Origin of the sequence: Mycetohabitans sp. B8 (genome assembly GCF_021991875.1) — a bacterium.
Taxonomy (GTDB): domain Bacteria; phylum Pseudomonadota; class Gammaproteobacteria; order Burkholderiales; family Burkholderiaceae; genus Mycetohabitans.
Map to the genome: position 1 here is coordinate 23,199 of NZ_JAHLKR010000008.1, position 22,697 is coordinate 45,895.

Annotated in this window: 19 protein-coding genes; 10 read left to right on the forward strand and 9 right to left on the reverse strand. The window is 63.0% G+C overall.

Annotated features, from left to right (window positions below):
• Window positions 1-84: 84 nt before the first annotated feature.
• Window positions 85-273, reverse strand: coding sequence for a hypothetical protein (locus KQH60_RS02625; RefSeq protein WP_237575043.1), 189 nt, complete (start codon window positions 271-273; stop codon window positions 85-87).
• A 331-nt stretch (window positions 274-604) separates the two neighbouring features.
• Window positions 605-1,174 carry a pseudouridine synthase gene (locus tag KQH60_RS02630; protein ID WP_237575044.1) on the reverse strand — a complete coding sequence of 190 codons (570 nt, stop codon included), beginning with the start codon at window positions 1,172-1,174 and terminating at the stop codon, window positions 605-607.
• 274 nt (window positions 1,175-1,448) lie between these two features.
• Here KQH60_RS02630 and icd point away from each other — a divergent pair, with 274 nt between their 5' ends.
• The 3 genes from icd to KQH60_RS02645 all read left to right on the forward strand — a co-directional run bounded on the left by icd (window position 1,449) and on the right by KQH60_RS02645 (window position 5,586).
• Entirely contained in the window at window positions 1,449-2,702 is a 1,254-nt protein-coding gene (gene icd, locus KQH60_RS02635; RefSeq protein WP_237575045.1) for an NADP-dependent isocitrate dehydrogenase, read from the forward strand.
• A gap of 279 nt (window positions 2,703-2,981) precedes the next feature.
• Window positions 2,982-3,350: a DUF2946 domain-containing protein gene (locus KQH60_RS02640; RefSeq protein WP_237575046.1), complete on the forward strand. Its 369-nt coding sequence runs from the start codon at window positions 2,982-2,984 to the stop codon at window positions 3,348-3,350.
• Between the two features lie 88 nt (window positions 3,351-3,438).
• Complete coding sequence (locus tag KQH60_RS02645; protein WP_237575047.1) at window positions 3,439-5,586, forward strand: TonB-dependent copper receptor; 2,148 nt, start codon at window positions 3,439-3,441, stop codon at window positions 5,584-5,586.
• A 70-nt stretch (window positions 5,587-5,656) separates the two neighbouring features.
• On the opposite strand, the gene cspD is transcribed toward KQH60_RS02645, so the two are convergent.
• Window positions 5,657-5,863, reverse strand: a complete 207-nt coding sequence (gene cspD / locus KQH60_RS02650) for a cold shock domain-containing protein CspD (RefSeq protein WP_237575048.1) — start codon at window positions 5,861-5,863, stop codon at window positions 5,657-5,659.
• Between the two features lie 515 nt (window positions 5,864-6,378).
• Between cspD and clpS the strand changes: the two genes are divergently transcribed.
• A complete protein-coding gene (clpS, locus tag KQH60_RS02655) occupies window positions 6,379-6,693 on the forward strand; it encodes an ATP-dependent Clp protease adapter ClpS (RefSeq protein ID WP_237575049.1) in 315 nt (104 codons plus the stop codon).
• Window positions 6,690-8,990 carry an ATP-dependent Clp protease ATP-binding subunit ClpA gene (gene clpA / locus KQH60_RS02660; RefSeq protein ID WP_237575050.1) on the forward strand — a complete coding sequence of 767 codons (2,301 nt, stop codon included), beginning with the start codon at window positions 6,690-6,692 and terminating at the stop codon, window positions 8,988-8,990. Before clpS ends, clpA begins: the two co-directional genes overlap by 4 nt.
• A 55-nt stretch (window positions 8,991-9,045) precedes the next feature.
• On the opposite strand, the gene dut is transcribed toward clpA, so the two are convergent.
• From dut to KQH60_RS02690, 6 genes are all read right to left on the reverse strand, one after another.
• Window positions 9,046-9,495, reverse strand: coding sequence for a dUTP diphosphatase (gene dut / locus KQH60_RS02665; RefSeq protein WP_199180390.1), 450 nt, complete (start codon window positions 9,493-9,495; stop codon window positions 9,046-9,048).
• Window positions 9,496-9,610: 115 nt separating this feature from the next.
• Window positions 9,611-10,630, reverse strand: a complete 1,020-nt coding sequence (locus tag KQH60_RS02670) for an LLM class flavin-dependent oxidoreductase (RefSeq protein WP_237575051.1) — start codon at window positions 10,628-10,630, stop codon at window positions 9,611-9,613.
• Between the two features lie 70 nt (window positions 10,631-10,700).
• Window positions 10,701-11,903: a bifunctional phosphopantothenoylcysteine decarboxylase/phosphopantothenate--cysteine ligase CoaBC gene (coaBC, locus tag KQH60_RS02675; protein ID WP_237575052.1), complete on the reverse strand. Its 1,203-nt coding sequence runs from the start codon at window positions 11,901-11,903 to the stop codon at window positions 10,701-10,703.
• Between the two features lie 58 nt (window positions 11,904-11,961).
• Entirely contained in the window at window positions 11,962-12,468 is a 507-nt protein-coding gene (lspA, locus tag KQH60_RS02680; protein ID WP_237575053.1) for a signal peptidase II, read from the reverse strand.
• Window positions 12,469-15,306, reverse strand: coding sequence for an isoleucine--tRNA ligase (ileS, locus tag KQH60_RS02685; RefSeq protein WP_237575054.1), 2,838 nt, complete (start codon window positions 15,304-15,306; stop codon window positions 12,469-12,471).
• Window positions 15,307-15,452: 146 nt separating this feature from the next.
• Window positions 15,453-16,511, reverse strand: coding sequence for a bifunctional riboflavin kinase/FAD synthetase (locus KQH60_RS02690; RefSeq protein WP_237575055.1), 1,059 nt, complete (start codon window positions 16,509-16,511; stop codon window positions 15,453-15,455).
• A 158-nt stretch (window positions 16,512-16,669) separates the two neighbouring features.
• On the opposite strand from KQH60_RS02690, the gene purN reads away from it, so the two are divergent.
• The 5 genes from purN (at window position 16,670) to nadA (ending at window position 22,676) form a co-directional block, all read left to right on the forward strand.
• Window positions 16,670-17,311, forward strand: coding sequence for a phosphoribosylglycinamide formyltransferase (gene purN, locus KQH60_RS02695; protein ID WP_237575056.1), 642 nt, complete (start codon window positions 16,670-16,672; stop codon window positions 17,309-17,311).
• Window positions 17,308-18,594 (forward strand): RsmB/NOP family class I SAM-dependent RNA methyltransferase, encoded by a 1,287-nt coding sequence (locus tag KQH60_RS02700; protein ID WP_237575057.1) that lies wholly within the window; start codon window positions 17,308-17,310, stop codon window positions 18,592-18,594. The genes purN and KQH60_RS02700 overlap by 4 nt, the downstream gene beginning before the upstream one ends.
• Before the next feature lies 1 nt (window position 18,595).
• On the forward strand, window positions 18,596-19,912 hold the full coding sequence (locus tag KQH60_RS02705; RefSeq protein ID WP_237575058.1) for a mechanosensitive ion channel family protein: 1,317 nt from the start codon (window positions 18,596-18,598) through the stop codon (window positions 19,910-19,912).
• A 259-nt stretch (window positions 19,913-20,171) separates the two neighbouring features.
• The gene (locus KQH60_RS02710) at window positions 20,172-21,368 is read left to right on the forward strand and encodes a fatty acid desaturase (protein WP_237575059.1); all 1,197 of its coding nucleotides are present in this window, start codon (window positions 20,172-20,174) and stop codon (window positions 21,366-21,368) included.
• A 168-nt stretch (window positions 21,369-21,536) separates the two neighbouring features.
• Window positions 21,537-22,676 (forward strand): quinolinate synthase NadA, encoded by a 1,140-nt coding sequence (gene nadA, locus KQH60_RS02715; RefSeq protein WP_237575060.1) that lies wholly within the window; start codon window positions 21,537-21,539, stop codon window positions 22,674-22,676.
• Window positions 22,677-22,697: the final 21 nt, after the last annotated feature.

Below are 22,697 nucleotides of genomic sequence, written 5' to 3' on the forward strand. Positions count from 1 at the left end.
CAGATTGCCTTGCGGCAACCCGCCTTTGAATGCCGTCGCAACGGCAGTGCAGCGTCGTTCTTGTGGTTTGGGGAGACGGAAAACTTAGTTCGAAGTCGCTTCCGAAGCAGCAGCAGCCTTCTTCGCCGCCTTCTTGTGCGACTTGTGAGCCTGCTTGTGCGCTTCGGTCTTCGAAGCCGCCGCCGGGGCTGATGCGACTTCCGGGGCCGACGATTGCGCGAAAGCAGCGGTGGCGAACAGGCCAGCGATCAGGGCAGCGATTAGTTTGTTCATGTTGTTTTTCCTCAAACTGAGTGAATTAACCAAATGACCCGCTTGATGAGTCATGTCAATCAACGCGGGATCCAGCTTTCGGTTGACAGGCTCGTTCGACAATTCGCGCGGGCCCGTTGCTTTCGTGCCATCCTGGGTGCGGCGGGGTGGCGACGTCGGCCGATGCCGGAGCACGCTGTGGCGGCATCCTGGCCAATAACGCGGTGCCCGTCGATCGGGTTGACGCGCGCTTCGGCGAATGGGTGAAAACCCTATGTCGGCAAGCGGCACGGGGGCAGGGACTGGCGCGAGGGCAGCGGCAGGGCTAGGGACAGGTGGCTTGATGTGCGCGTCAGCGCGTGCCGTGCCACGGCGCCGACGGCGGCAGCGCGCGCCATTGGCCGGGCGCTAGGCCGAGCGCGAACAAATCCAGCGCGCCGATACCGACGCGAATCAGGCGCAATGTCGGAAAGCCCACCGCTGCGGTCATCCGTCGCACTTGGCGATTACGGCCCTCGCCGAGGGCCAACTCGATCCACGTGGTCGGAATCGCGGCGCGATAGCGTACCGGCGGATTGCGCTGCCACAGGCCGGTGGGCGGCTCGATGAAACGGGCGCGACAAGGCCTGCTCACGTAGTCCCCAAGGTCCACGCCGCGTTCCAGGGCGGCTAGTGCCGAAGCGGGTGCAGCGCCGTCCAGTTGTGCCCAGTAGCGCTTGACCAGCTTGTGGCGCGGCTCGGCAATGCGCGCCTGTAGCGTGCCGTCGTCGGTGAGCAACAGCAGCCCCTCGCTGTCCGCGTCGAGCCGGCCCGCAGGGTAGACATCGGGCACGTCGACCCATGTGGCCAGCGATGCACGCGTTTCGTGGGCGGAGAATTGGCAAATTGTGCCATACGGTTTGTTCAATGCAATCAGTCGCATGGGCGATGCGCGGGCGCCAGGACCCGTCCCTATGGCAAATGGCGAAATATTAGCGCATAATACGAAACGCAAGTCTTATGTCTTATATAAGACTTGCGTCGACGCGGCACCGTGGTGTCTTGCCGGCGCGCTAGAATAGTGCGTTGCTACGCGCGACCCGCGAGTCTCGAGTGAGGCCGTCGCGAGCTGCCTTAGCAGCCGACGCAGGAATAACGCATGTTGGCGCGTAGCCGCACAGCATACTTTCAGCCCGTCCATATCATTGGAGTCGAACATGCCGTATCAGCACATCAAGGTTCCGGCCGGTGAGAAGATCACCGTCAATCAGGACTTTTCGCTCAACGTTCCGGATCAGCCGATCATTCCGTACATCGAAGGCGATGGCATTGGCTTCGACATTACGCCAGTGATGATTAAGGTGGTCGATGCGGCGATCGAGAAGGCCTATGGTGGCAAGAAGAAGATCGCATGGATGGAGATCTTTGCCGGCGAGAAGGCAACCAAGGTCTACGGGCCGGATGTGTGGCTTCCGGAGGAAACGCTGCAGGTCCTGAAGGAGTATGTCGTCTCGATCAAGGGGCCGCTGACCACGCCGGTTGGCGGCGGCATCCGCTCGCTGAATGTGGCGCTGCGCCAGGAGCTGGATCTGTACGTATGCCTGCGCCCGGTGCAGTACTTCCAGGGCGTGCCTTCGCCGGTGCGCGAGCCCGAGAAGACCAACATGGTGATCTTCCGCGAAAATTCGGAGGATATCTATGCGGGCATCGAATGGGCCGCCCAGTCCGAGCAGGCCAAGAAGGTCATCCAGTTCCTGCGAGAGGAAATGGGTGTCAAGAAGATCCGTTTCCCGGAAACATCGGGGCTCGGCATCAAGCCAGTGTCGCGCGAGGGCACGGAGCGGCTGGTGCGCAAGGCCATCCAGTATGCGCTCGACAATAACCGCAAGTCGGTCACGCTGGTGCACAAGGGCAACATCATGAAGTTCACCGAAGGCGCGTTCCGCGACTACGGCTATGCACTCGCCCAGAAGGAGTTTGGCGCAGAGCTGATCGACGGTGGCCCGTGGATGAAGATCAAGAATCCGAAGAGCGGTACCGAGATCGTGATCAAGGATGTGATCGCCGACGCATTCCTGCAGCAGATCCTGCTGCGTCCGGCCGAATACGACGTGATCGCGACGTTGAATCTGAATGGCGACTACATTTCGGACGCGTTGGCAGCGCAGGTTGGTGGCATTGGCATCGCGCCGGGCGCCAACCTGTCGGATTCGGTCGCGATGTTCGAGGCGACCCACGGGACCGCGCCGAAATACGCTGGCAAGGACTACGTGAACCCGGGCTCGGAAATCCTGTCGGCCGAGATGATGCTGCGTCACCTAGGCTGGACCGAGGCGGCTGACGTGATCATTTCCGCGATGCAGAAGTCGATCTTACAAAAGCGCGTCACGTATGACTTCGCGCGCCTGATGGAGGGCGCGACGCAGGTGTCGTGCTCCGGCTTCGGTCAGGTGTTGATCGAAAATATGTAACGGTGCCCCGCACGGACTGGCGTATCGCGCTGGAATAAGAGGACCTCTGTGGCGCAGGCGATGTGTCACAGGGGTTTTTTGCGTCGGCACGGCGCGCATTGCGCCGACCATTCGTCGGCCTTTCGCCGCGTCGCGCCCACGGCATGGCGAGCTGCGGCAATTCGCCACTAACCCGCGGCGGTGGCTGAAACACAATTGAAAGAATGGCGTTGGCGACGGATAATCCTGACCCGTCCGTTCTTCACCGTCGCCTCCGCGACGCTTGTGCGCTGTTACCCGATGTCCGATCGTCGCGCCCGAAAACTGACCGCCTGGCTTGGCCTGACGGCGATCTGGCTGATCGTCGCGATGCCGCTCGCCTCGCAGTGGCTCAGCCACGCTGGGCGCGGCGTCGACACGGTACTGTGCAGTGCGGCCACGACGGGCGAACGGGCCTCGGCCCACGGATCGGCGCACGTGAGTGGGCACCTGGACGCATGCGGTTATTGCAGCCTGCTCGCCCACAGTCCGGCCATCGGCGCACCACAGGTCCCGACGCTCATGCTGCAGCGTTGGCGCGCGGCCACGCGGCCGGTAATCGATGGCGCCCCCCGGCCCGCGTCGCGGCATCTTGTCTCCTATCCTCGGGCGCCCCCGGGTGCGGTTTGACGGCTACTTATTTGCTCATTCCGTAACCGATGCCGGCCGGGGCGGCCATCCAACTGCCGGCCTGGACGGCATGCCATGGGTTGTTTGCATGAAATTTACCTTCCTGGATCAGGCGGCGTCGCGTCGCCTGATCAACGCGCATCTTGTAGTGGCGTACCACCGCTGTCGGCGCTGGACGCCTTCGGTGTTCGCCGCAGTGGCGGGCCTGTTGAGCACAGTGAGCGCTCACGCGCAAGCTGATGCGTTGCCGCCTGACGCACCCCCGGTGGGTGCTGCATCGGTGCTCGTGCCGATTGAGGTTATCGCCAATGCGCCAAAGAATCCGCTGATCGTGGTGACCGACCCGAAGCAGCCGCGCCAGCCGCTGCCCGCGAGCGACGGCGCCGACTATTTGAAGACGGTGCCGGGCTTTTCGGCGATCCGCAGCGGCGGCACCAATGCAGATGCGGTGTTTCGCGGCATGTCTGGATCGCGGCTGAGCCTACTGAGCAATGGCGCGCCGATGCTGGGCGCCTGTCCGGGCCGCATGGATGCCCCGACCTCGTATATCGCGCCGGAGAGCTACGACAAGGTGACCGTCGTCAAAGGGCCGCAATCGGTACTCTATGGGCCGGGCGCATCGGCCGGTACGGTGCTGTTCGAGCGCACGACCCGCCGCTTCGACGCGCCGGGCATGCGCTTCGATGGCAGCTTAGTTGGCGGCTCGTTCGGCCGCAACGACCAGAATGTCGACTTGAGCGCGGGCATGCGCGAAGGCTATGCGCGCGTGATCGCTAATCACGCGCATCAGCAAGACTACCGCGACGGCAACGGCAATACGGTGCCATCGCAGTGGGACAAATGGAACGTGGACACGGCACTAGGCTGGACGCCGAACGAGCATACCCGCATCGAAGCGAGCGCCGGTACCGGTGACGGCTATGCGCGCTACGCCGGCCGCGGCATGGACGGTGCACGGTTCCGGCGCGATAGCTATGGTCTGCGTGCCGAGCGCTCGCACCTGGGCGAGGTGCTGGACCGCGTCGAGGCGCAGGTCTACTACACCGATTTCGACCATGTGATGGATAACTTCACGCTGCGCTCGCCGGCAGGCGGCGGCAGGTCCATGTCGATGGCATCCGAGGTGCGGCGGCGCACGTTCGGCGCTCGCAGTGCCGCAACGCTGCGGTTCACGGACCAGTTCAAGCTGGTGGCGGGAGTGGATGGGCAGCACCATGCGCTCGATAACCGGTCGCTGCAGCGGGCCGCCGCCAACGGCAACGGTCCGTGGAAGCCGTCCGCAACCTTGTGGAGCATGGGCGGATTTGGCGAACTGACCTGGTACGCGACGCAGGCTGAACGGATGGTGACGGGGCTACGGGTGGACCGTGCCGCGGTACGCGACCGGCGCGTCAACGTCGGCTCCGGTGCGATGCAAGCGCCGAATCCGACGGCTGATGTGCAACGCGAGCGTACTTTGCCCAGCGGCTTCGTGCGTTACGAGCGCGATCTCACGACGTTGCCCGCGATGTGGTACGTCGGAGTGGGGCATGCCGAGCGTTTCCCGGATTATTGGGAGCTATTCTCGCCGAAACGAGGTCCGGATGGTTCGGTCAACGCGTTTTCGTCGTTGCGTCCCGAAAAGACCACGCAACTGGATATCGGCACCCAGTACAGCGGCGAGCACCTTGACGCCTGGTTGTCGGCGTATGCGGGTAGCGTGCAAAATTTCATCCTGTTCGACTACGTGTCCGGGCCGATGGGACCGGCCAGTCGCGCGACGCAGGTGGGTGCACGGATCCTCGGCGGCGAATTGGGCGCCACGTGGCGCGCCACGCCGGCGTGGCGGTTCGAGACCTCGCTCGCGTACGCGTGGGGGCGTAACAACGACACGGGCGGGCCGTTGCCGCAGATTCCACCGCTGGAGGCGCGCGTGGGCGCGCACTACCAGCACGGGACGTGGTCGGTCGGGGCGCTGTGGCGCGTGGTGGCGGCGCAGCGCCGGTACGCGTTCAATGAAGGGAACGTGGTCGGCAAGGATTTCGGGCCGAGCGCCGGCTTCGGCGTCGTGTCACTGCATGCGCAGTACGCGTTCGGCAAGGCGGCCACGCTGACGCTGGGCGTGGACAACTTGTTCGACAACGCGTACACCGAGCATCTCAATCTGGCGGGCAATGCGGGCTTTGGCTATCCGGCCCATTCACCGGTCATGGAGTCCGGCCGCACGGTGTGGTTGCGCGTCGGCGTCAAACTGTAGCGGTGCAGAAAAGGAAAAACCCGGCTCGAAACCGGGTTTTTCTGCTTCGCGACGCAAGCGATTCGAACAATCAGGCAGCCGCCTGGATATTCGAAGCTTGCTTGCCTTTCGGTCCCTGCACGACTTCGAAGCTGACCTTCTGACCTTCCTTGAGGGTCTTGAAGCCGTTCATCTGGATAGCCGAAAAATGCGCGAACAGATCCTCCCCGCCTTCGTCCGGCGTGATGAATCCGTAACCTTTGGCGTCATTGAACCATTTGACCGTACCTATCGCCATCCTACTTCCCCTGTCACTCTCGTCCTTGCTACACGAGCACGTTCGAAAAGCTCCGTGCCCCATGCGGCCGGATCCCTCTAACAAGCTCACCCGGCATTTTTCCTGGCTGTGTAGACAGCTGGAAAAAAGTGCCAGCTTGATTGTTGGTGGTCTAAAAGTCAGTGTCAAGAAAATTTTGAGACGCCCGAAAACCCTGTTGCATGGACACCCAATGCAGGCCTGAACAACGCACGATAGTCATCTTGACGTCATCTCAATGGGCGCTTCCGACGCCCACGCAGCGCGAGGGCTTGAAAAGTCGCATAATGCACCGAGATAGCCACGGAACGAATTTTGCGCATGCAGGATCAGCGCAACACTGTGCGCCTTGCCGTAGGGCAGGCGCTCACCGTTGGCAGGGTGCCGGAGAGGCGGTCGCGCTCTGGTGACGAAAGAATGTGTGCCGCGCCGTATCGGGTGCCCGTTGAGCGTTTTGGCGGGATTGCTTGCGTGGCCGAGTTGTTTAGAATGGGTGTATGGCCATTATCCCGGACAAGCAGGACGGTACAGTACTGGAGCGGCAGGAACAAAAGGCCAAGCCGCCGTCGATGTACCGCGTGGTTTTGCTAAACGACGACTTCACGCCAATGGAATTCGTCGTGATGGTAATACAGCAATACTTCAACAAGGATCGCGATACCGCGACGCAGATTATGTTGAAAGTGCATCACGAGGGGCGCGGAGTTTGCGGGATCTATACGCGGGACATCGCGTCGACTAAGGTTGAGCAGGTTGTAACGCACGCGCGGCAAGCGGGACACCCGCTGCGGTGCGTGATGGAGGAAGCATGATTGCCCAGGAACTGGAAGTCAGCCTTCATATGGCGTTCATGGAAGCACGCCAAGCGAGGCATGAGTTCATCACCGTCGAACACCTGTTGCTCGCGCTGTTGGATAACCCAACGGCGGCGGAGGTGCTTCGCGCGTGTGCCGCGAACATCGAGGATCTGCGCCAGAACCTGCGCAATTTCATCCACGATAACACGCCGATCGTGCCGGGGACCGACGACGTCGACACGCAGCCAACGTTGGGCTTCCAACGCGTGATCCAGCGCGCGATTATGCATGTGCAGTCGACGTCCAGCGGCAAGAAGGAGGTGACCGGCGCGAACGTGCTGGTTGCGATCTTCGGCGAGAAGGATTCGCATGCGGTGTATTACCTGCAGCAGCAGGGCGTAACCCGGTTGGACGTAGTCAACTTCATTTCGCACGGCATCGCGAAGGCTGCCGGGCCGGATGCGACGAAGGCGGGTGAGTCGCCGGTCGACGGTGACGATGCCAGCGCGCAGAAGGAAACGCCGCTGGCGCAATTTACGCAAAACCTGAATCAGCAGGCGCGCGATGGCAAGATCGACCCTTTGATCGGACGCGATCCCGAGGTCGAACGGATGGTGCAGGTGCTGTGCCGGCGCCGCAAGAACAATCCGCTGATGGTGGGTGAGGCCGGCGTGGGCAAGACGGCCATCGTCGAAGGGCTGGCATGGCGGATCGTGCGCGGCGAGGTGCCCGATATTTTAGCGGATGCGCAAGTGTATTCCCTCGACATGGGGGCGTTGCTGGCGGGCACGAAGTACCGGGGCGACTTTGAGCAGCGGCTCAAGACGGTGCTCAAGGAGTTGAAGGACCGCCCGCATGCGATCCTGTTCATCGATGAGATCCATACGCTGATCGGCGCGGGCGCCGCTTCGGGCGGCACGCTCGATGCGTCGAACCTGCTCAAGCCGGCGCTGTCTTCCGGTCAACTTAAGTGCATCGGCGCAACGACCTTCACCGAATTCCGGGGCATCTTTGAAAAAGATGCGGCATTGTCGCGTCGTTTCCAAAAAATTGACGTGTCCGAGCCGACGGTTGAGCAGACGGTGGCGATCCTGCGTGGCTTGAAGTCCCGCTTCGAGGAGCACCACGGCGTCAAGTACTCGTCCGGCGCGCTATCGGCGGCGGCCGAGTTGTCCGCACGGTTCATTACCGACCGGCATTTGCCGGACAAGGCGATTGATGTGATCGACGAGGCGGGTGCGGCGCAGCGGATCTTGCCTAGGTCCAAGCAAAAGAAGACGATTGGCAAGACGGAGATCGAGGACATTATTTCCAAGATTGCGCGGGTGCCGGCGCAAAGTGTGTCGCAAGACGACCGCAGTAAGCTGCAGACGCTGGACCGTGACTTGAAGAGCGTGGTGTTTGGCCAGGATCCGGCGATCGACGCGTTGGCCGCGGCCATCAAGATGGCGCGGGCCGGGCTCGGTAAGACGGACAAGCCGATTGGTGCGTTCCTATTTTCCGGTCCGACCGGCGTCGGCAAGACAGAGGTGGCGCGTCAACTGGCCTTTACGATGGGCATCGAGTTAGTGCGCTTTGATATGTCCGAATATATGGAACGCCACGCGGTGAGCCGACTGATTGGCGCGCCGCCCGGCTACGTCGGATTCGATCAGGGCGGGCTGCTGACGGAGGCGGTCACGAAGAAGCCGCATTGCGTGCTGCTGCTCGACGAGATCGAAAAGGCGCACCCGGACATCTTTAACGTGCTGCTGCAAGTGATGGACCATGGCACGTTGACGGACAACAATGGCCGTAAGTCGGACTTCCGTAACGTCATCATCATCATGACGACGAACGCGGGCGCCGAGGCGATGAACAAGGCGACGATTGGATTCACGACACGTCGCGAGACCGGCGACGAGATGGCGGACATCAAGCGGATGTTCACGCCGGAGTTCCGCAACCGGCTCGACGCGATCATCAGCTTCCGCTCGCTCGATGAGGAAATCATTATGCGCGTGGTCGACAAGTTCTTGATGCAGCTGGAGGATCAGTTGCACGAGAAGAAGGTCGATGCGTTATTCACTGACGCGTTGCGCAAGCACTTGGCCAAGCACGGTTTCGACCCGTTAATGGGCGCGCGGCCGATGCAGCGGCTGATCCAGGATACGATCCGCCGCGCGTTGGCGGACGAACTGCTGTTCGGCAAGCTGATGACGGGTGGGCGCGTGATGGTTGACATCGACGACAACGACAAGGTGCAGCTCACGTTCGACGAGAATGCGGCGCCGCGCAATCCGACCAACCCGGAAACGGCCGAAGTCGAGTGATCGCAGCGATTGTGCGATAACAACGCGCGGGCGACGTCCCGCGCTTTTTTGTCGCTCAGTGCCGGCCGGTGCTGCCGAAGCCGCCGGCACCTCGTTCGCTGTGCGAGAAATCGTTGACCACGTTGAATTGCACCTGCGCCACCGGTACGACGACGAGTTGCGCGAGGCGCTCCATTGGATTGAGCGTGAACGCGGTCCCGCCACGGTTCCACGTGGAGATCATCAACTGGCCTTGATAATCGGAATCGATCAGTCCCACCAGGTTGCCGAGCACGATGCCGTGCTTGTGGCCCAATCCAGAGCGCGGCAAGATTAATGCCGCATAACCTGGCGTACCGATATGGATAGCCAGGCCGGTCGGCACCAGCGCGGTGGCACCCGGTTGCAGAACTAGCGGTTCGTCCAGGCAGGCGCGCAGATCCAGACCGGCGCTGCCGGCAGTGGCATAGGCGGGCAGGGCGTCCTGCATGCGCGGGTCGAGAATCTTCAGGTCGATGTTCATCAATCAGTCAGTAGTGGGAGTAGCGGGGCGTGCTAGCATCGCGGCATGCTCTATGACATGCTGTCGCAGTGCCGGCGCGGTACGACGCGAGGGCACGACAAGCACGCAAAAGGTTCGATTATGCCGTCTTGTGCGTTTGCGCGGCCAGATCGAATGCCTGCGCAAGCAATTCATATGAACGCAGCCGTGCCTTGTAGCTGGCCGCGACGGTCAGCACAATCAACTCGTCAGCGTTGAACTGCTGTTGAATCTCCAGCACACGCGGGACCACCGACTCCGGTGTGCCGATGATGCTGCGTGCTCTTTCGCGCTCAATGATCAGCCGTTCGCGTTCGCCATATGTCTGCTCGAGCGCTTGCTCGACGGTCGGGATCGGTTCGTTCAAGCCATACGCCATGTGCACGCGACGCAGATCGACGGCCTTTTCCAGTGCGTCGGCCTGTTGCTCGGTATCCGCGCAAATCACGAAAACCGCTGCGGCCAAGTAGGGATGAGATTCAAGCCCGGGTTTGAATTGCGTCCGGTACGCCTGCGCGACCGTGTGGCCAAAGAACGCGTTGATGAAGTGCGCGAACGCGAACCGGATGCCAAGCTGCGCGGCCAGTGCACCGCCGAAGTCGCTTGACCCGAGTACCCACAACTGCGGCCGCGTTGCGACATGGGGTTGCAGCAGCACGTCGCGGGCGAATGAGTCGTCGGCGAGTTGCCCGCGAAACAGTCCGGCTAGTTCGGCCACTTGCCGTGGAAAAAACTCGCCACGATTGTAGGCGCCGGCCGCGACGGCCTGCGCGGTGCGCATATCACCGCCGGGCGCGCGGCCCACGGCTAGATCGACACGCCCCGGGAACAACGCTTCGAGCATCATGAACTGCTCGGCGACCTTGAACGCACTATAGTAGGGTAGCATGATGCCGCCCGAGCCGATCCGGATGCGTTGCGTGACGCTGCCCAGGCGCGCGAGCATGACTTCCGGTGCGGGATTGGCCACTGAGCGCAAGCCGTGATGCTCCGCGCACCAAAAGCGGGTATAGCCCAGGTGGTCAGCAAGCTGCGCGAGTTCGACGGTGGCGGCAATGGCGTCGGCGACCGAATGGCCGTCAATCACCGGCGTTTGATCGAGTATTGACAGTCGAGTCATGTGAGGACCGGATAGCGTGCCGCACGCGTGGTGGGCCGAGACCAGGGCGCGCCACCCGCGCGGGCGTGACTTACGCGAAAAGACTGCCCGGCACGCGCTGCGCAATCTCGTCGACCAACGTGCGCGCGAGTGATTGCTTATCCGCGCGCGGCAACGGCGTCGAGCCAGTGGTTTCAAATAGTACGACTTCGTTGTCATCCTCGCCGAATGTCTTCGGCCCCAGGTTGCCAATGAGCAGCGGGACGTTCTTGCGCCGCCGCTTCGCTTCACCGTTCACGCCCAGCTCGCCGCTTTCCGCCGCGAAGCCGACGCAGTAAGGCGGCGAGGGCAGCGCGGCGACACTGGCCAGGATATCCGGGTTCTCGACAAAATCCAGCGGCGGCGCCGGTTGACCGGCGGCCTTCTTCAGTTTGTGCTCGGACACCTGAGCGGCACGCCAGTCGGCGACCGCGGCGACGGCGATGAAAATGTCGGTGTCGGCGATGGCCGCCATGACCGCGTCGTACATTTGCCGTGCGGTCTGTACGTCTTCGCGGCTCACGCCCCACGGCGTAGCGAGCGCGACCGGGCCGGCGACCAGGTGCACGCGCGCACCGGCCTGCGCTGCGGCACGCGCGAGCGCGAATCCCATCTTGCCGCTCGAACGATTGGTAATGCCGCGGACCGGATCGATCGGCTCAAACGTGGGACCCGCTGTGATCAGCACGCGCTGTCCCACCAGCTTCTTCGGCTGAAAAAAGGCGATGATCGCCTCGTACACCGCTGCGGGTTCCAGCATGCGGCCGTCGCCGATCTCGCCACATGCCTGCGGGCCGGCATCCGGGCCGAGCACCGTGATACCGTCCGCGCGCAACTGGGCGACGTTACGTTGCGTCGCCGGGTTTTGCCACATCTGGCGGTTCATCGCCGGCACGACCAACAACGGACAGTCGCGTGCCACGGCCAACGTGGACAAGAGATCGTCGCACAGCCCGTTGGCTAGCTTGGCGATGAAGTCAGTCGACGCGGGAGCGATCACGATCGCGTCCGCGCGGCGCGACAGGTCGATGTGCGGCATGTTGTTATCGATCCGTGCGTCCCACTGGCTGGTGTAGACCGGATGGCCGGACAGTGCCTGCATCGTGACCGGCGTGATGAATTGTGTGGCCGCTTCTGTCATCGCCACTTGGACGGTGGCGCCGGCTTGGGTCAGCATGCGCGTGAGCTCGGCCGACTTGTAGCATGCAATGCCGCCCGTCAGTCCAAGCACCAGGTGTTTGCCCGCAAGGTCCATATCGTTCCTTCCGCTATTGCGTGTGTCCGGTGCCGGCATTGTCTGCCGATCCGGGTTTTCAGCGCGCCGCGCGCACGCGCCTGAGTTCGTCGAGCACTAGCAGCACCGCACCGATCGTAATGCCGCTGTCGGCAACGTTGAACGCCGGCCAATGCCAGCCGCCGACATGAAAATCAAGGAAGTCGATCACATGGCCGTGCACCAGCCGGTCAATGACGTTGCCCAGCGCGCCGCCGAGAATCAGCGCCAGCGCGGTGCAAAACAGTCTTTGCCCGCTGTGGCGCTTGAGCAACCAGGTGATCACCAATGCGGCGACGATGCCCAATGCAGTGAACGCCCAGCGCTGCCAGCCGCCGGCAGTCGCCAGAAAGCTGAACGCGGCACCACGGTTGTAGATCAGCAGCAGATTGAAAAAGGGCGCAACCGGATGCGGGTCGCCGTACACGAACAGGCGCGACACCGCGATTTTGGACAACTGATCGAGCAGGATTACAATCAACGACATGCCCAGCCACGGCATGAGCGTTGCCGAACGGGCGGCGTTGCTAGATGAGGTCTTCGCCATTTATGCAATGCTCCGGTGTTCGCCGTCCCCGAATAGATTCGCCGTGCAGCGCCCGCACAGCGTCGGATGCTCGGCGTTTGTGCCCACTTCCTCGCGGTAATGCCAGCAACGCTCGCACTTTAGGTACCGGGACGCGACCACGTCGATGGCCTCGTCGGCCTGGCTGTCGACCTTGATCACCCGCGCTGCGGAGGTGATCAGCACGAATTTCAACGCGTCACCCAGGCTCGCGAGGGTATCGTAGCGTGCGCCATGCGCGCGGATCTCGACTTCGGCCTGCAGCGATGAGCCGATCTGGCCGGCTTCGCGCGCCGCTTCGAGCGCCTTGGTGACATCGCCACGCAATTGACGCACGAGCGCCCATTTATCCAACAACGCCGTGCCTTCGGCCAGCGGCGGATAGACGTAATACGTTTCGGTGAAGATCGTCGTGTGCCCCGGCTGGAAGATCGCCCACGCTTCTTCCGCGGTGAACGACAGGAATGGCGCGATCAATCGCAGTAACCCCTGCGTGATATGGTACAGCGCCGACTGCGCGCTGCGCCGCGCGTGCGAGTCGAGCGCCGACGTGTACAGCCGGTCCTTGAGCACATCGAGATAGAAGCCACCGAGATCTTCTGAGCAGAAGGTCTGCAGCTTGGCCACGACCGGGTGGAATTCGTACACGTCGTAGTGGTCGAGCGCTTCCTTTTGCAGCGCCGCGGCGCGCGCGAGCGCGTAGCGGTCGATCTCGAGCCACTGCTCGGGCAGCACCATGTTCCGGCTCGGGTCGAAATCCGACAGATTCGCCAGCAGAAAGCGCAGCGTATTGCGAATCCGGCGGTAGCTTTCCACCACACGCTTCAGGATCTCATCGGAGATCGACAGTTCGCCGGAGTAGTCGGTCGAGGCCACCCACAGGCGAATGATTTCGGCGCCGAGCTTGTTCGAGACTTCCTGCGGCGCGATCACGTTGCCGACCGATTTTGACATCTTCCGGCCCTGTCCATCGACCGTGAAACCGTGCGTCAACAGCGCCTTGTAGGGTGGCTTGCCATCGAGCATCGAGCCGGTCAGCAGCGACGAATGGAACCATCCGCGGTGCTGATCCGAGCCTTCGAGGTACAGGTCGGCGGGCCACTGCAACTGCTGGGCGTGCGAGCCACGCAGCACATGCCAGTGCGTCGTGCCGGAGTCGAACCAGACGTCCATCGTGTCGCGATTCTTTTCGTACAGATCAGCATCGTCGCCGAGCAGCTCGCGTGCATCGAGCGACTGCCATGCCTCGATGCCGTGTTGCTCGACGCGTTGCGCGACCTGTTCGAGCAACTCCAGCGTGCGGGGGTGCAACTGGCCCGTCTCCTTGTGCACGAAGAAGGCCATTGGCACGCCCCACTGGCGCTGGCGCGATAATGTCCAGTCGGGTCGATTCGCGATCATGTTGTGTAGTCGCTGCTTGCCCCACGCCGGATAGAACGCGGTGGCCTCGATGCCGTCGAGCGCGGTTTCGCGCAGTGTCTTGCCGCCACCGACGGGCGTCAGATCCATGCCCGCAAACCATTGCGACGTCGCGCGGTAGATGATCGGCGTCTTATGCCGCCAGCAATGCATATAGCTGTGCGCGTAAGGGTTCGTGTGCAGCAACGAACCGGCATTGTGCAACGCGTCGACGATCTTCGGGTTCGCATCCCAGATCGACAGGCCGCCGAACAGTGGCAACGATTCGATATAGCGGCCGTCGCCCATGACCGGGCTCAGGATGTCGCCATCGTCGAGGCCATGCGCCTTGCACGACTGGAAGTCCTCGATGCCGTAGGCCGGCGCCGAATGGACGACGCCGGTGCCGGAGTCGATGGTCACGTAGTCGCCGAAATAGATCGGCGCAGTGCGCTTGTAGCCCGGGTGCAGGTTGGCGAGCGGATGGTGGAAGCGGATACCGCCCAGCGCGGCACCCGGCGCCGACGCGATCACCGTGCCGTCCAAGCCGTATGTGGCCAGGCACGGCTCGACGCGCTCGGAAGCCAGGATCAGCAAGCCGCGCGGTGTGTCCACGAGGCTGTATGACAGTTCTGGGTTCACGTTCAGCGCCTGGTTCGCGGGAATGGTCCACGGCGTAGTAGTCCAGATCACGATCGCGCCGTTGGCACCGGGCAACGACGGCAGCCCGAACGCGTCGGCGATCCGGTCGGGCTCGGCAAACGCAAACGCGACGTCCACGGCAGGATCGACACGGTCCTTATATTCGACTTCCGCCTCGGCAAGTGCCGAGCCGCAGTCAAAGCACCAGTTCACCGGCTTCAGGCCGCGAAATACATAGCCCTTCTCGAAGATGCGCGCGAGCGCGCGGATTTCGTTCGCCTCGTTCGCGAAGTTCATCGTGCGATACGGGTTGTCCCAATCGCCGATCAATCCAAGCCGGCGGAAATCGGCCTTCTGGCGCTCGATCTGCTCGGCGGCATACTCGCGTGCGTTACGTTGCACCTGCTCGACCGGCAGCGACTTGCCGAAGCGTTTCTCGATTTGGATTTCGATCGGCATGCCGTGACAATCCCATCCGGGGACATAATCCGCGTCAAAACCGGCCATGTTGCGTGCCTTGACGATCATGTCCTTTAGGATCTTGTTGACTGCGTGTCCGATATGGATATCCCCGTTCGCATAGGGCGGGCCGTCGTGCAGCACGAATTTCGGCCGCCCCCGGCTGGCCTCGCGAATCGCTTCGTACACCTTGTTCTGCTGCCATTGCTGGACCCATTGCGGTTCGCGCCTGGGCAAGTCGCCGCGCATCGGAAACGGCGTGTCGAGCAAGTTCACGGGGTACTTGGAAGGCTGCTTGGAATCGGCTTTCTTATCACTCATGATCGGGATGGTGGAGAAGTTCGGTGGCCGCTAACGGCGCATGCTGGCCGCATCGGCGAAGCACGGCATGTTGCGCGGGCGCGGGGCACATGTCGTCGGCCCCGACACGCGTCGTCGCGCACCTTGCCGGTACGCGGCGACTCGCGCTATCTAATTCGGTCGGTGGCGGACGTCGCAAAATCGCCACCTGGACCGGGGCCGCCACGTTGCTCGGGCTGCTTGGCGGGATGGGTCGGCACCGCCGCCCGGTCGGGGTCGGCCGGCGCCCGGCCGCCTTGTGGGGCGAAGTATTCACGGGCGGCGGCGACATCGCACGCGATCGCCCGGCCGAGCGCCTCCAGATCAACGAACTTTTGTTCGTCGCGCAATTTCTCAAGGAATTCGACCCGCACCAGCTTGCCGTATGCGTCGCCATGCCAGTCCAGCAGATGCACTTCCAATAGGACGCGGCCGGAATTGTCCACGGTCGGGCGCCAGCCCAGGCTGGCTACGCCGGGCACCGGGTCCGCCTCGATGCCGTGCACCCGCACGATAAAGATGCCGGCCAGCGCGGGACGCTTGTGCGAGATCGGTAGATTCAGCGTCGGAAAGCCTAGGTCGCGTCCCAGTTTCATGCCATGCACAACATGGCCGCTGATCACGACCGCCCGGCCAAGCGCGGTGCGAGCCGCTGCGAGGTCGCCGGCAACGAGCGACGCGCGCACGGCCGAGCTGGAGATGCGCGCGCCGCATGGGTCCGCCACGGTGGGCATCTGCTCGACCTCGAAGCCATACTGCGCGCCGGCCGCCTTCAGCGACAGGAAGTCACCGGCGCGCTTTGCCCCGTACCGGAAGTCGTCGCCGATCATCACCCAGCGCGCGTGCAATCCGTTGACGATGATGTGCTCGACGAACGCGGTCGGCGACTGGCTGGCAAACGTGTGATTGAAATGCTCGACCACGACTCGGTCCACGCCGTTGCGCCGCAATGCCTCGAGCTTGTCGCGCAGCATCGCGATGCGCGGCGGTGCGCCGGCCGGATCGAAGAACTCGCGGGGGTGCGGTTCGAACGTCATCACGCAGACCGGCAGCGCGCGCGCGTTGGCGGCGGCGCGAACCCGCGCCAGCAACGCCTGGTGGCCGCGATGCACGCCGTCGAAGTTGCCGATCGTCAACGCGCAAGGCGCGCGGCTCTCGGCATTTGGAAGACCCCTGAAGACTCTCACGATGATTGGCCGGTCGGGCTGCGGCGTTCGATGGCCGCGCCGACGCTTCGCGCCGGCGCGTTGCCGCAAAGCCCATGATTATAAACGCTCGCACCGGGTTTCGGCGGGAACCGGCGGATCGGCGCAGGCAGCAGGGGCGCCGATGATAAAATCCATGGATGAAAAAACTCGTCATCCTGATTTCCGGACGCGGCTCCAACATGGAGGCGATCGTGCGTGCATGCGCCGCGCAACGCTGGCCGGCGCGTGTTGCCGCGGTCGTGTCCAACCGCCCCGACGCCGCAGGCTTGGCGTTCGCTGCCGCGCACGGCATCGCCACGGCGGTCGTTGACCACACACAGTTCGACGGGCGCGATGCATTTGATGCGGCGTTGGCGCAGGTGCTGGACGCGCATGAGCCAGACCTCGTCGTTCTGGCTGGCTTTATGCGCGTGCTGACGCCGGCGTTCGTTGAACGCTATGCGGGCCGCATGATGAATGTGCATCCCTCGTTGCTACCAAGCTTCACAGGTCTGCATACGCATCAGCGCGTGTTGGACGCGGGCGTCGCGGTGCACGGCGCCACGGTCCATTTCGTGACCGCCGAACTGGACCATGGCCCAATCATCGCGCAGGGCGTGGTGCCGGTGCTCGCCGGTGACGACGCCGCTGCGCTTGCGGCACGGGTGCTGCGCCTGGAGCACACGCTCTATCCGCGCGCGGTGTGCTGGTTTGTCGAGGACCGGCTGCACGTGCGTGACGGCCGGGTGGAACTGGCGGCCGCCGAGCCGCGGCTGCTGTTTGGTGGGGATGCGGTATGAAGCTACATGGATTTTTGATCGGCCAGACCGAGGCGTTGTTGGGCGACGTACTGAAGTTTGCCGGTCCGGCTGACGCGGCCACGAGCCGATTCTTTCGCGCGCATCCGAAGCTTGGCCACGCCGAGCGTGGTGTGATCGCTGAAGCGGTATTTGCGGTGCTGCGCCGCAAGATGGAATATGGGCATTTGGCCGAGAGCGGCAGCGGCACGCCGGCACGTCGACTGGCGCTGCTGGGTCTGATGCAGACCGCCGGCCTGAACGCGTTGCGCCCGCATGTGTCGCAACAGGAATTTGCGTGGCTCGACCATGTGTCGAAGATCGATCCGGCGAGCCTGCCGGCGCGCGTGCGCACGAACCTGCCGCCATGGATTGAGGCTGCACTGAGCATCCGTCTGGCAACCACCGATGCGGGGCCAGATGCGGTGGCGCAGGAGTTGGCGCGGCTCGCCGCGGCACTGAACTATCCGGCGCCGCTGGATCTGCGCGCCAACCCGATCCGCGCCAATCGCGATGCGGTGCTCACCGCGCTGGCGGAGGCTGGCGTGCAGGCGGAGCCGACGCTGTATGCGCCGCTGGGCATCCGGGTGGCCGGCAAGCCTGCGATCCATATGTTGGCCGCTTTCCAGCAAGGATGGTTCGAGGTACAGGACGAGGGCAGCCAGCTGTTGTGCCAGCTGGTTGCGCCGCGTCGCGGCGAGATGGTCGTCGATTTCTGCGCCGGAGCGGGCGGCAAGACGCTCGCGTTGGGTGCGATGATGCGCTCGTCCGGGCGGTTGTACGCGTTCGATGTGTCCGACAAGCGGTTAAGCAAGCTTAAGCCCAGGCTCGCGCGCAGCGGCTTGTCGAACGTGCACCCGGTCGTCATTGATAGTGAGCATGATGTAAAGATCAAGCGGTTGGCCGGCAAGATCGATCGCGTGCTGGTCGATGCGCCATGTAGTGGCCTGGGTACACTGCGCCGCAATCCGGATCTTAAGTGGCGCCAAACGCCGCAATCGGTCGCTGAGTTGACGGTGAAACAGGCATCGATCCTCGCCGCCGCCGCGCGACTGCTTAAGCCAGGCGGACGACTCGTCTACGCGACGTGCAGCTTGCTTGGCGACGAGAACGAGGGCATCGTTGAGCAATTCATCGCTGCTCATCCGATGTTCGAACGCGTGCCGGCGAGCCGGGTGCTGGCCGACCAAAAGATCGCGCTTGATACCGGCGATGACCTGACGCTGTGGCCGCACCGGCACGGCACCGATGGCTTCTTTGCGGCGGTGATGCAACGGGTGGCGTGACATGCAGGATCGGCTACTGACCCACTTGTTCGGCGACTTGATGCGCGACCTCGGCCAGCCGGCGATGCTCTGGCAAGTCGTTGCGCTGATTGGCACGCTAGCGCTGGCAGGGGGGCTCGCCAGTTACGCCCGCAAGCGGCTGGACGCGTATCGCCGCGCACGCAACGCGGCGGTGCGCTTCGGCGCGCACGGGTTGGACAAGGCGTTGTTTCCGTTCCTCGGCTGGTTGATCGTCGGCGGCACGGGGCTCGTGCTGGGCCAGGTGATGAAAACGCCGTTACTGGACCTGGCGCGGGTACCGCTGTTCGGTATTGCGCTGATCTATGTGGCGTTGTACCTGATGCGCCGGGTGTTTTCCCGGGACGGGCACTTGCACGGGCTCGCGTACCTGATCGAGAAAATCGTCACCGTGCTGGTATGGGCCGGCATGGTGCTGACCGTGATGGGCATTCAGGACGACGTGCTGCACTGGATGTCGAGCGTGGAGTTTCGCGTGGCCACTGCGCACCTGAGCCTGCTGTCGCTGTGCAACGGGCTGCTGTGGGTCATGATCGCTTTGATCGGCGCGCTGTGGGCGGGCCGCGCGCTGGATGAGCGGCTGCTGCGGGCCAACTCACTCGATGCGAATCTGCAGGTCGTGCTATCGCGCATCGGTCGTGCGTCGTTGATCCTGGCCGCGGTGCTCGTGAGCCTGTCGATTGTTGGCATCGATATCACTGTGCTCGGCGTATTCGGCGGCGCGCTCGGCGTCGGGCTGGGCTTCGGATTGCAGAAGATTGCCAGCAACTACGTGTCGGGGTTCATCATCTTGCTGGACCGCTCGCTGCGGCTCGGTGATACGATTTGCGTGGGCGGTCTGCGAGGCCGGGTTACGCAGATCCGCACCCGCTACACAGTGGTGCGCGGGCTGGATGGCGTCGAGACGCTGGTGCCCAACGAGAAGCTGATCACCGACATCGTGCAGAACCAGTCGTCGTTTCTCACGCGCGGCTGGACCAAGGTGTCGGTCCAAGTAGCGTATGGTACGGACGTGGACCTCGCGATGCGCGTGCTCGTCCAAGCCACGCAGGGTGTGGAGCGCGTGTTGCAGGAACCTGCGCCTTGCCCCTATCTTGCCGGATTCGATGCTGACGGGATTAATCTGGAACTGGGATTCTGGATCGCCGACGCAGCACTCGGCACCATGTCGGTGCGTTCGGCCGTCAACTACAATATCTGGGCGGGTTTCAATGCGCACGGTATCCGTGTTCCGTCCGCGCAGCACGAGGTGCGGATCCAGAATGTGGCCGCAGTCGAACCGGTGCCCGCCCGCCATTGAACCGATGCCGGTCGTCCCGGTCGAAGCAGAAAAACCAGCTTGATTCTTTTTTTCTATGTCACGCATTAGAATATAGCGCGTACCAGAAGCTGCGACTGTGTGCCGCGCAACAGGCAATCACTTTGTGACAGGCACTTGCGCCTGATCAGGTAGAATCCTGAACTAGCCTTTCGCTAACCGCCGCGGCAGGTCACGTCCGATGCTTCAATCGGGCGGTTTTTCCGATTTTGTTTTTGGGTGTTATTTTCTGGGTATTACTTTGCTGAATTCCGTGCTTGATTTCGTTGCCCATGGCCTGCTGAACTGGTCTTGGTGGCAAATCGTGCTCTACACGCTCGTGATGACGCACATCACGATCATCGGTGTTACCGTCTACCTGCATCGGCACCAGGCGCACCGCGCATTGGACTTGCATCCAATTGCCAGCCACTTCTTCCGCTTCTGGCTATGGTTGACCACGGGCATGGTCACCGGTCAGTGGGCGGCGATCCATCGCAAGCATCATGCGAAATGTGAGACCGACGAGGATCCGCACAGTCCGCAGACGCGCGGGATATGGAAAGTGCTGCTCGAAGGCGCCGAACTGTACCGCGCCGAGGCGAAGAATGCGCAAACGCTGAAGAAGTACGGGCATGGTACGCCGGACGATTGGCTCGAGCGGCATGTCTACGCGAAGCATGCGGTGCTCGGCGTGACGATCATGGCGTTGATCGACCTGGCGCTGTTCGGCATCGCCGGCATTTCGGTGTGGGCGATCCAGATGGTGTGGATTCCGTTCTGGGCCGCCGGCGTGGTCAACGGCCTCGGCCATTTCTGGGGCTACCGCAATTTCAACTGTGCGGATGCGAGCACGAACCTGTTTCCGTGGGGCATCCTGATCGGCGGCGAGGAATTGCACAACAATCACCATACTTACGCGACGTCGGCCAAGCTGTCGAACAAGTGGTACGAGTTCGACATCGGCTGGGTGTACATCCGGATCATGTCTGCATGCCGCCTCGCGAAGGTCAAGAAGATCGCGCCGACGCCGAAGCTGGCGGCGCGCAAGGCGGTGCCAGACCTGGACACATTGCACGCGGTGCTGGCTAACCGCTACGAGGTGATGGCGCGCTACGCGAAAACGGTCAAGCGGGCGTACCGGCAGGAGTTGGCGCAGTTGAAAGAATTGGGTGCGCGCGAAAAGTACGCGCTGATCAAGGGCGCGCATAAGTGGATCCACAAGGACGAGGCCGGCCTGGACGAGCCGCAGAAACGGCAATTGGTGCAGATCTTCGCCAGCAGCCAGCGCCTGCGCACGTACTATCAATTGCGCACGGAACTCGCGCAGATATGGGATCGCTCGAACGCGTCACGCGAGCAGTTGCTGTCGCACTTGCAGGACTGGTGCCATCGCGCGGAGCAAAGCGGCATCCAGGCATTGCAGGAATTCGCACTGCGCCTGCGTCGCTACGCGTAAAGGCGGGCGTCGGTAAATTCCGTTACACTTGAAGTCCGTCCTGCCACAAAAACCCCGCACAGGCGGGGTTTTTTCGTTTTGGCCCACGATGAGGCAACCAGCGTGCGTCATCGGGATGACACGCGGGTGGTGGCGCGGGCGATGATATTGAGCAGCGAGAGGATGACGATGGACCAGCGTTTGATCAGGACGGTCGAGTTCGACAAACCGGTGATGCCTGATGGGGCTTGCAGCGTCGGGCAGGCATGGGCGCGCGTGCCGCAGAGCCCGTCGGCGGCCGAGCGCGCCGAGTTGCGCGTGCGCATCCGCGAGTGGCTGACTCGGCAGCAGGCCGTGCTGGTCGCCCATTATTACGTTGACCCGGAGTTGCAGTCGCTAGCGGAGGAAACCGGAGGATGTGTCGCCGATTCGCTGGAAATGGCCCGGTTCGGCCGTGATCACGACGCCCGTACCCTGGTCGTGGCCGGCGTGCGTTTCATGGGTGAGACCGCGAAGATCCTGAGCCCCGAAAAGCGCGTGTTGATGCCGGACCTGGATGCGACGTGTTCGCTCGATCTGGGTTGTCCTGCCGACCAGTTTGCCGCGTTCTGCGACGCCCATCCCGACCGGACCGTCGTCGTGTACGCGAACACGAGCGCGGCGGTCAAGGCCCGTGCGGACTGGATGGTGACTTCGTCAATCGGGCTGGATATCGTCGCTGCGCTGCATGCGCGCGGCGAGAAGATCTTGTGGGCGCCGGACCGCCATCTGGGCAGCTACATCCAGCGCAAGACCGGCGCCGATATGCTGATGTGGCAAGGCTCGTGTCTCGTACACGACGAGTTCAAGGGGGTCGAGCTTGACTTGTTGCGCGCCGAGCATCCGGACGCCAAGGTACTTGTGCATCCTGAATCGCCGGAATCGGTCGTTGCGCAGGCTGACGTGGTCGGCTCGACCACGCAACTGATCGATGCGGCGAAGGCGCTTGACGCGACCCGCTTCATCGTGGCCACCGACCTGGGCATTTTGTACAAGATGCAGGCGGCGGCGCCGGGTAAGACGTTCATTGCCGCGCCGACCGCGGGCAACAGCGCGACGTGCAAAAGCTGTGCGCATTGTCCATGGATGGCGATGAACGGTCTCGCTAATCTTGCTGCCGTGCTGCAGTCCGGTGCGAACGAGATAGGCGTCGATCCGGCCATCGCCGCGCGTGCGCGGATGCCGATCGACCGCATGCTGGACTTCGCTGCGCAGAAGAAGCGCAATGTGCGGGCCAGCGGCGACCTGGCGCGCGATGACGCATTATTTCGACATGTGGGGGCCGCGTGATGGGCGTGTTCTCCGGAACGG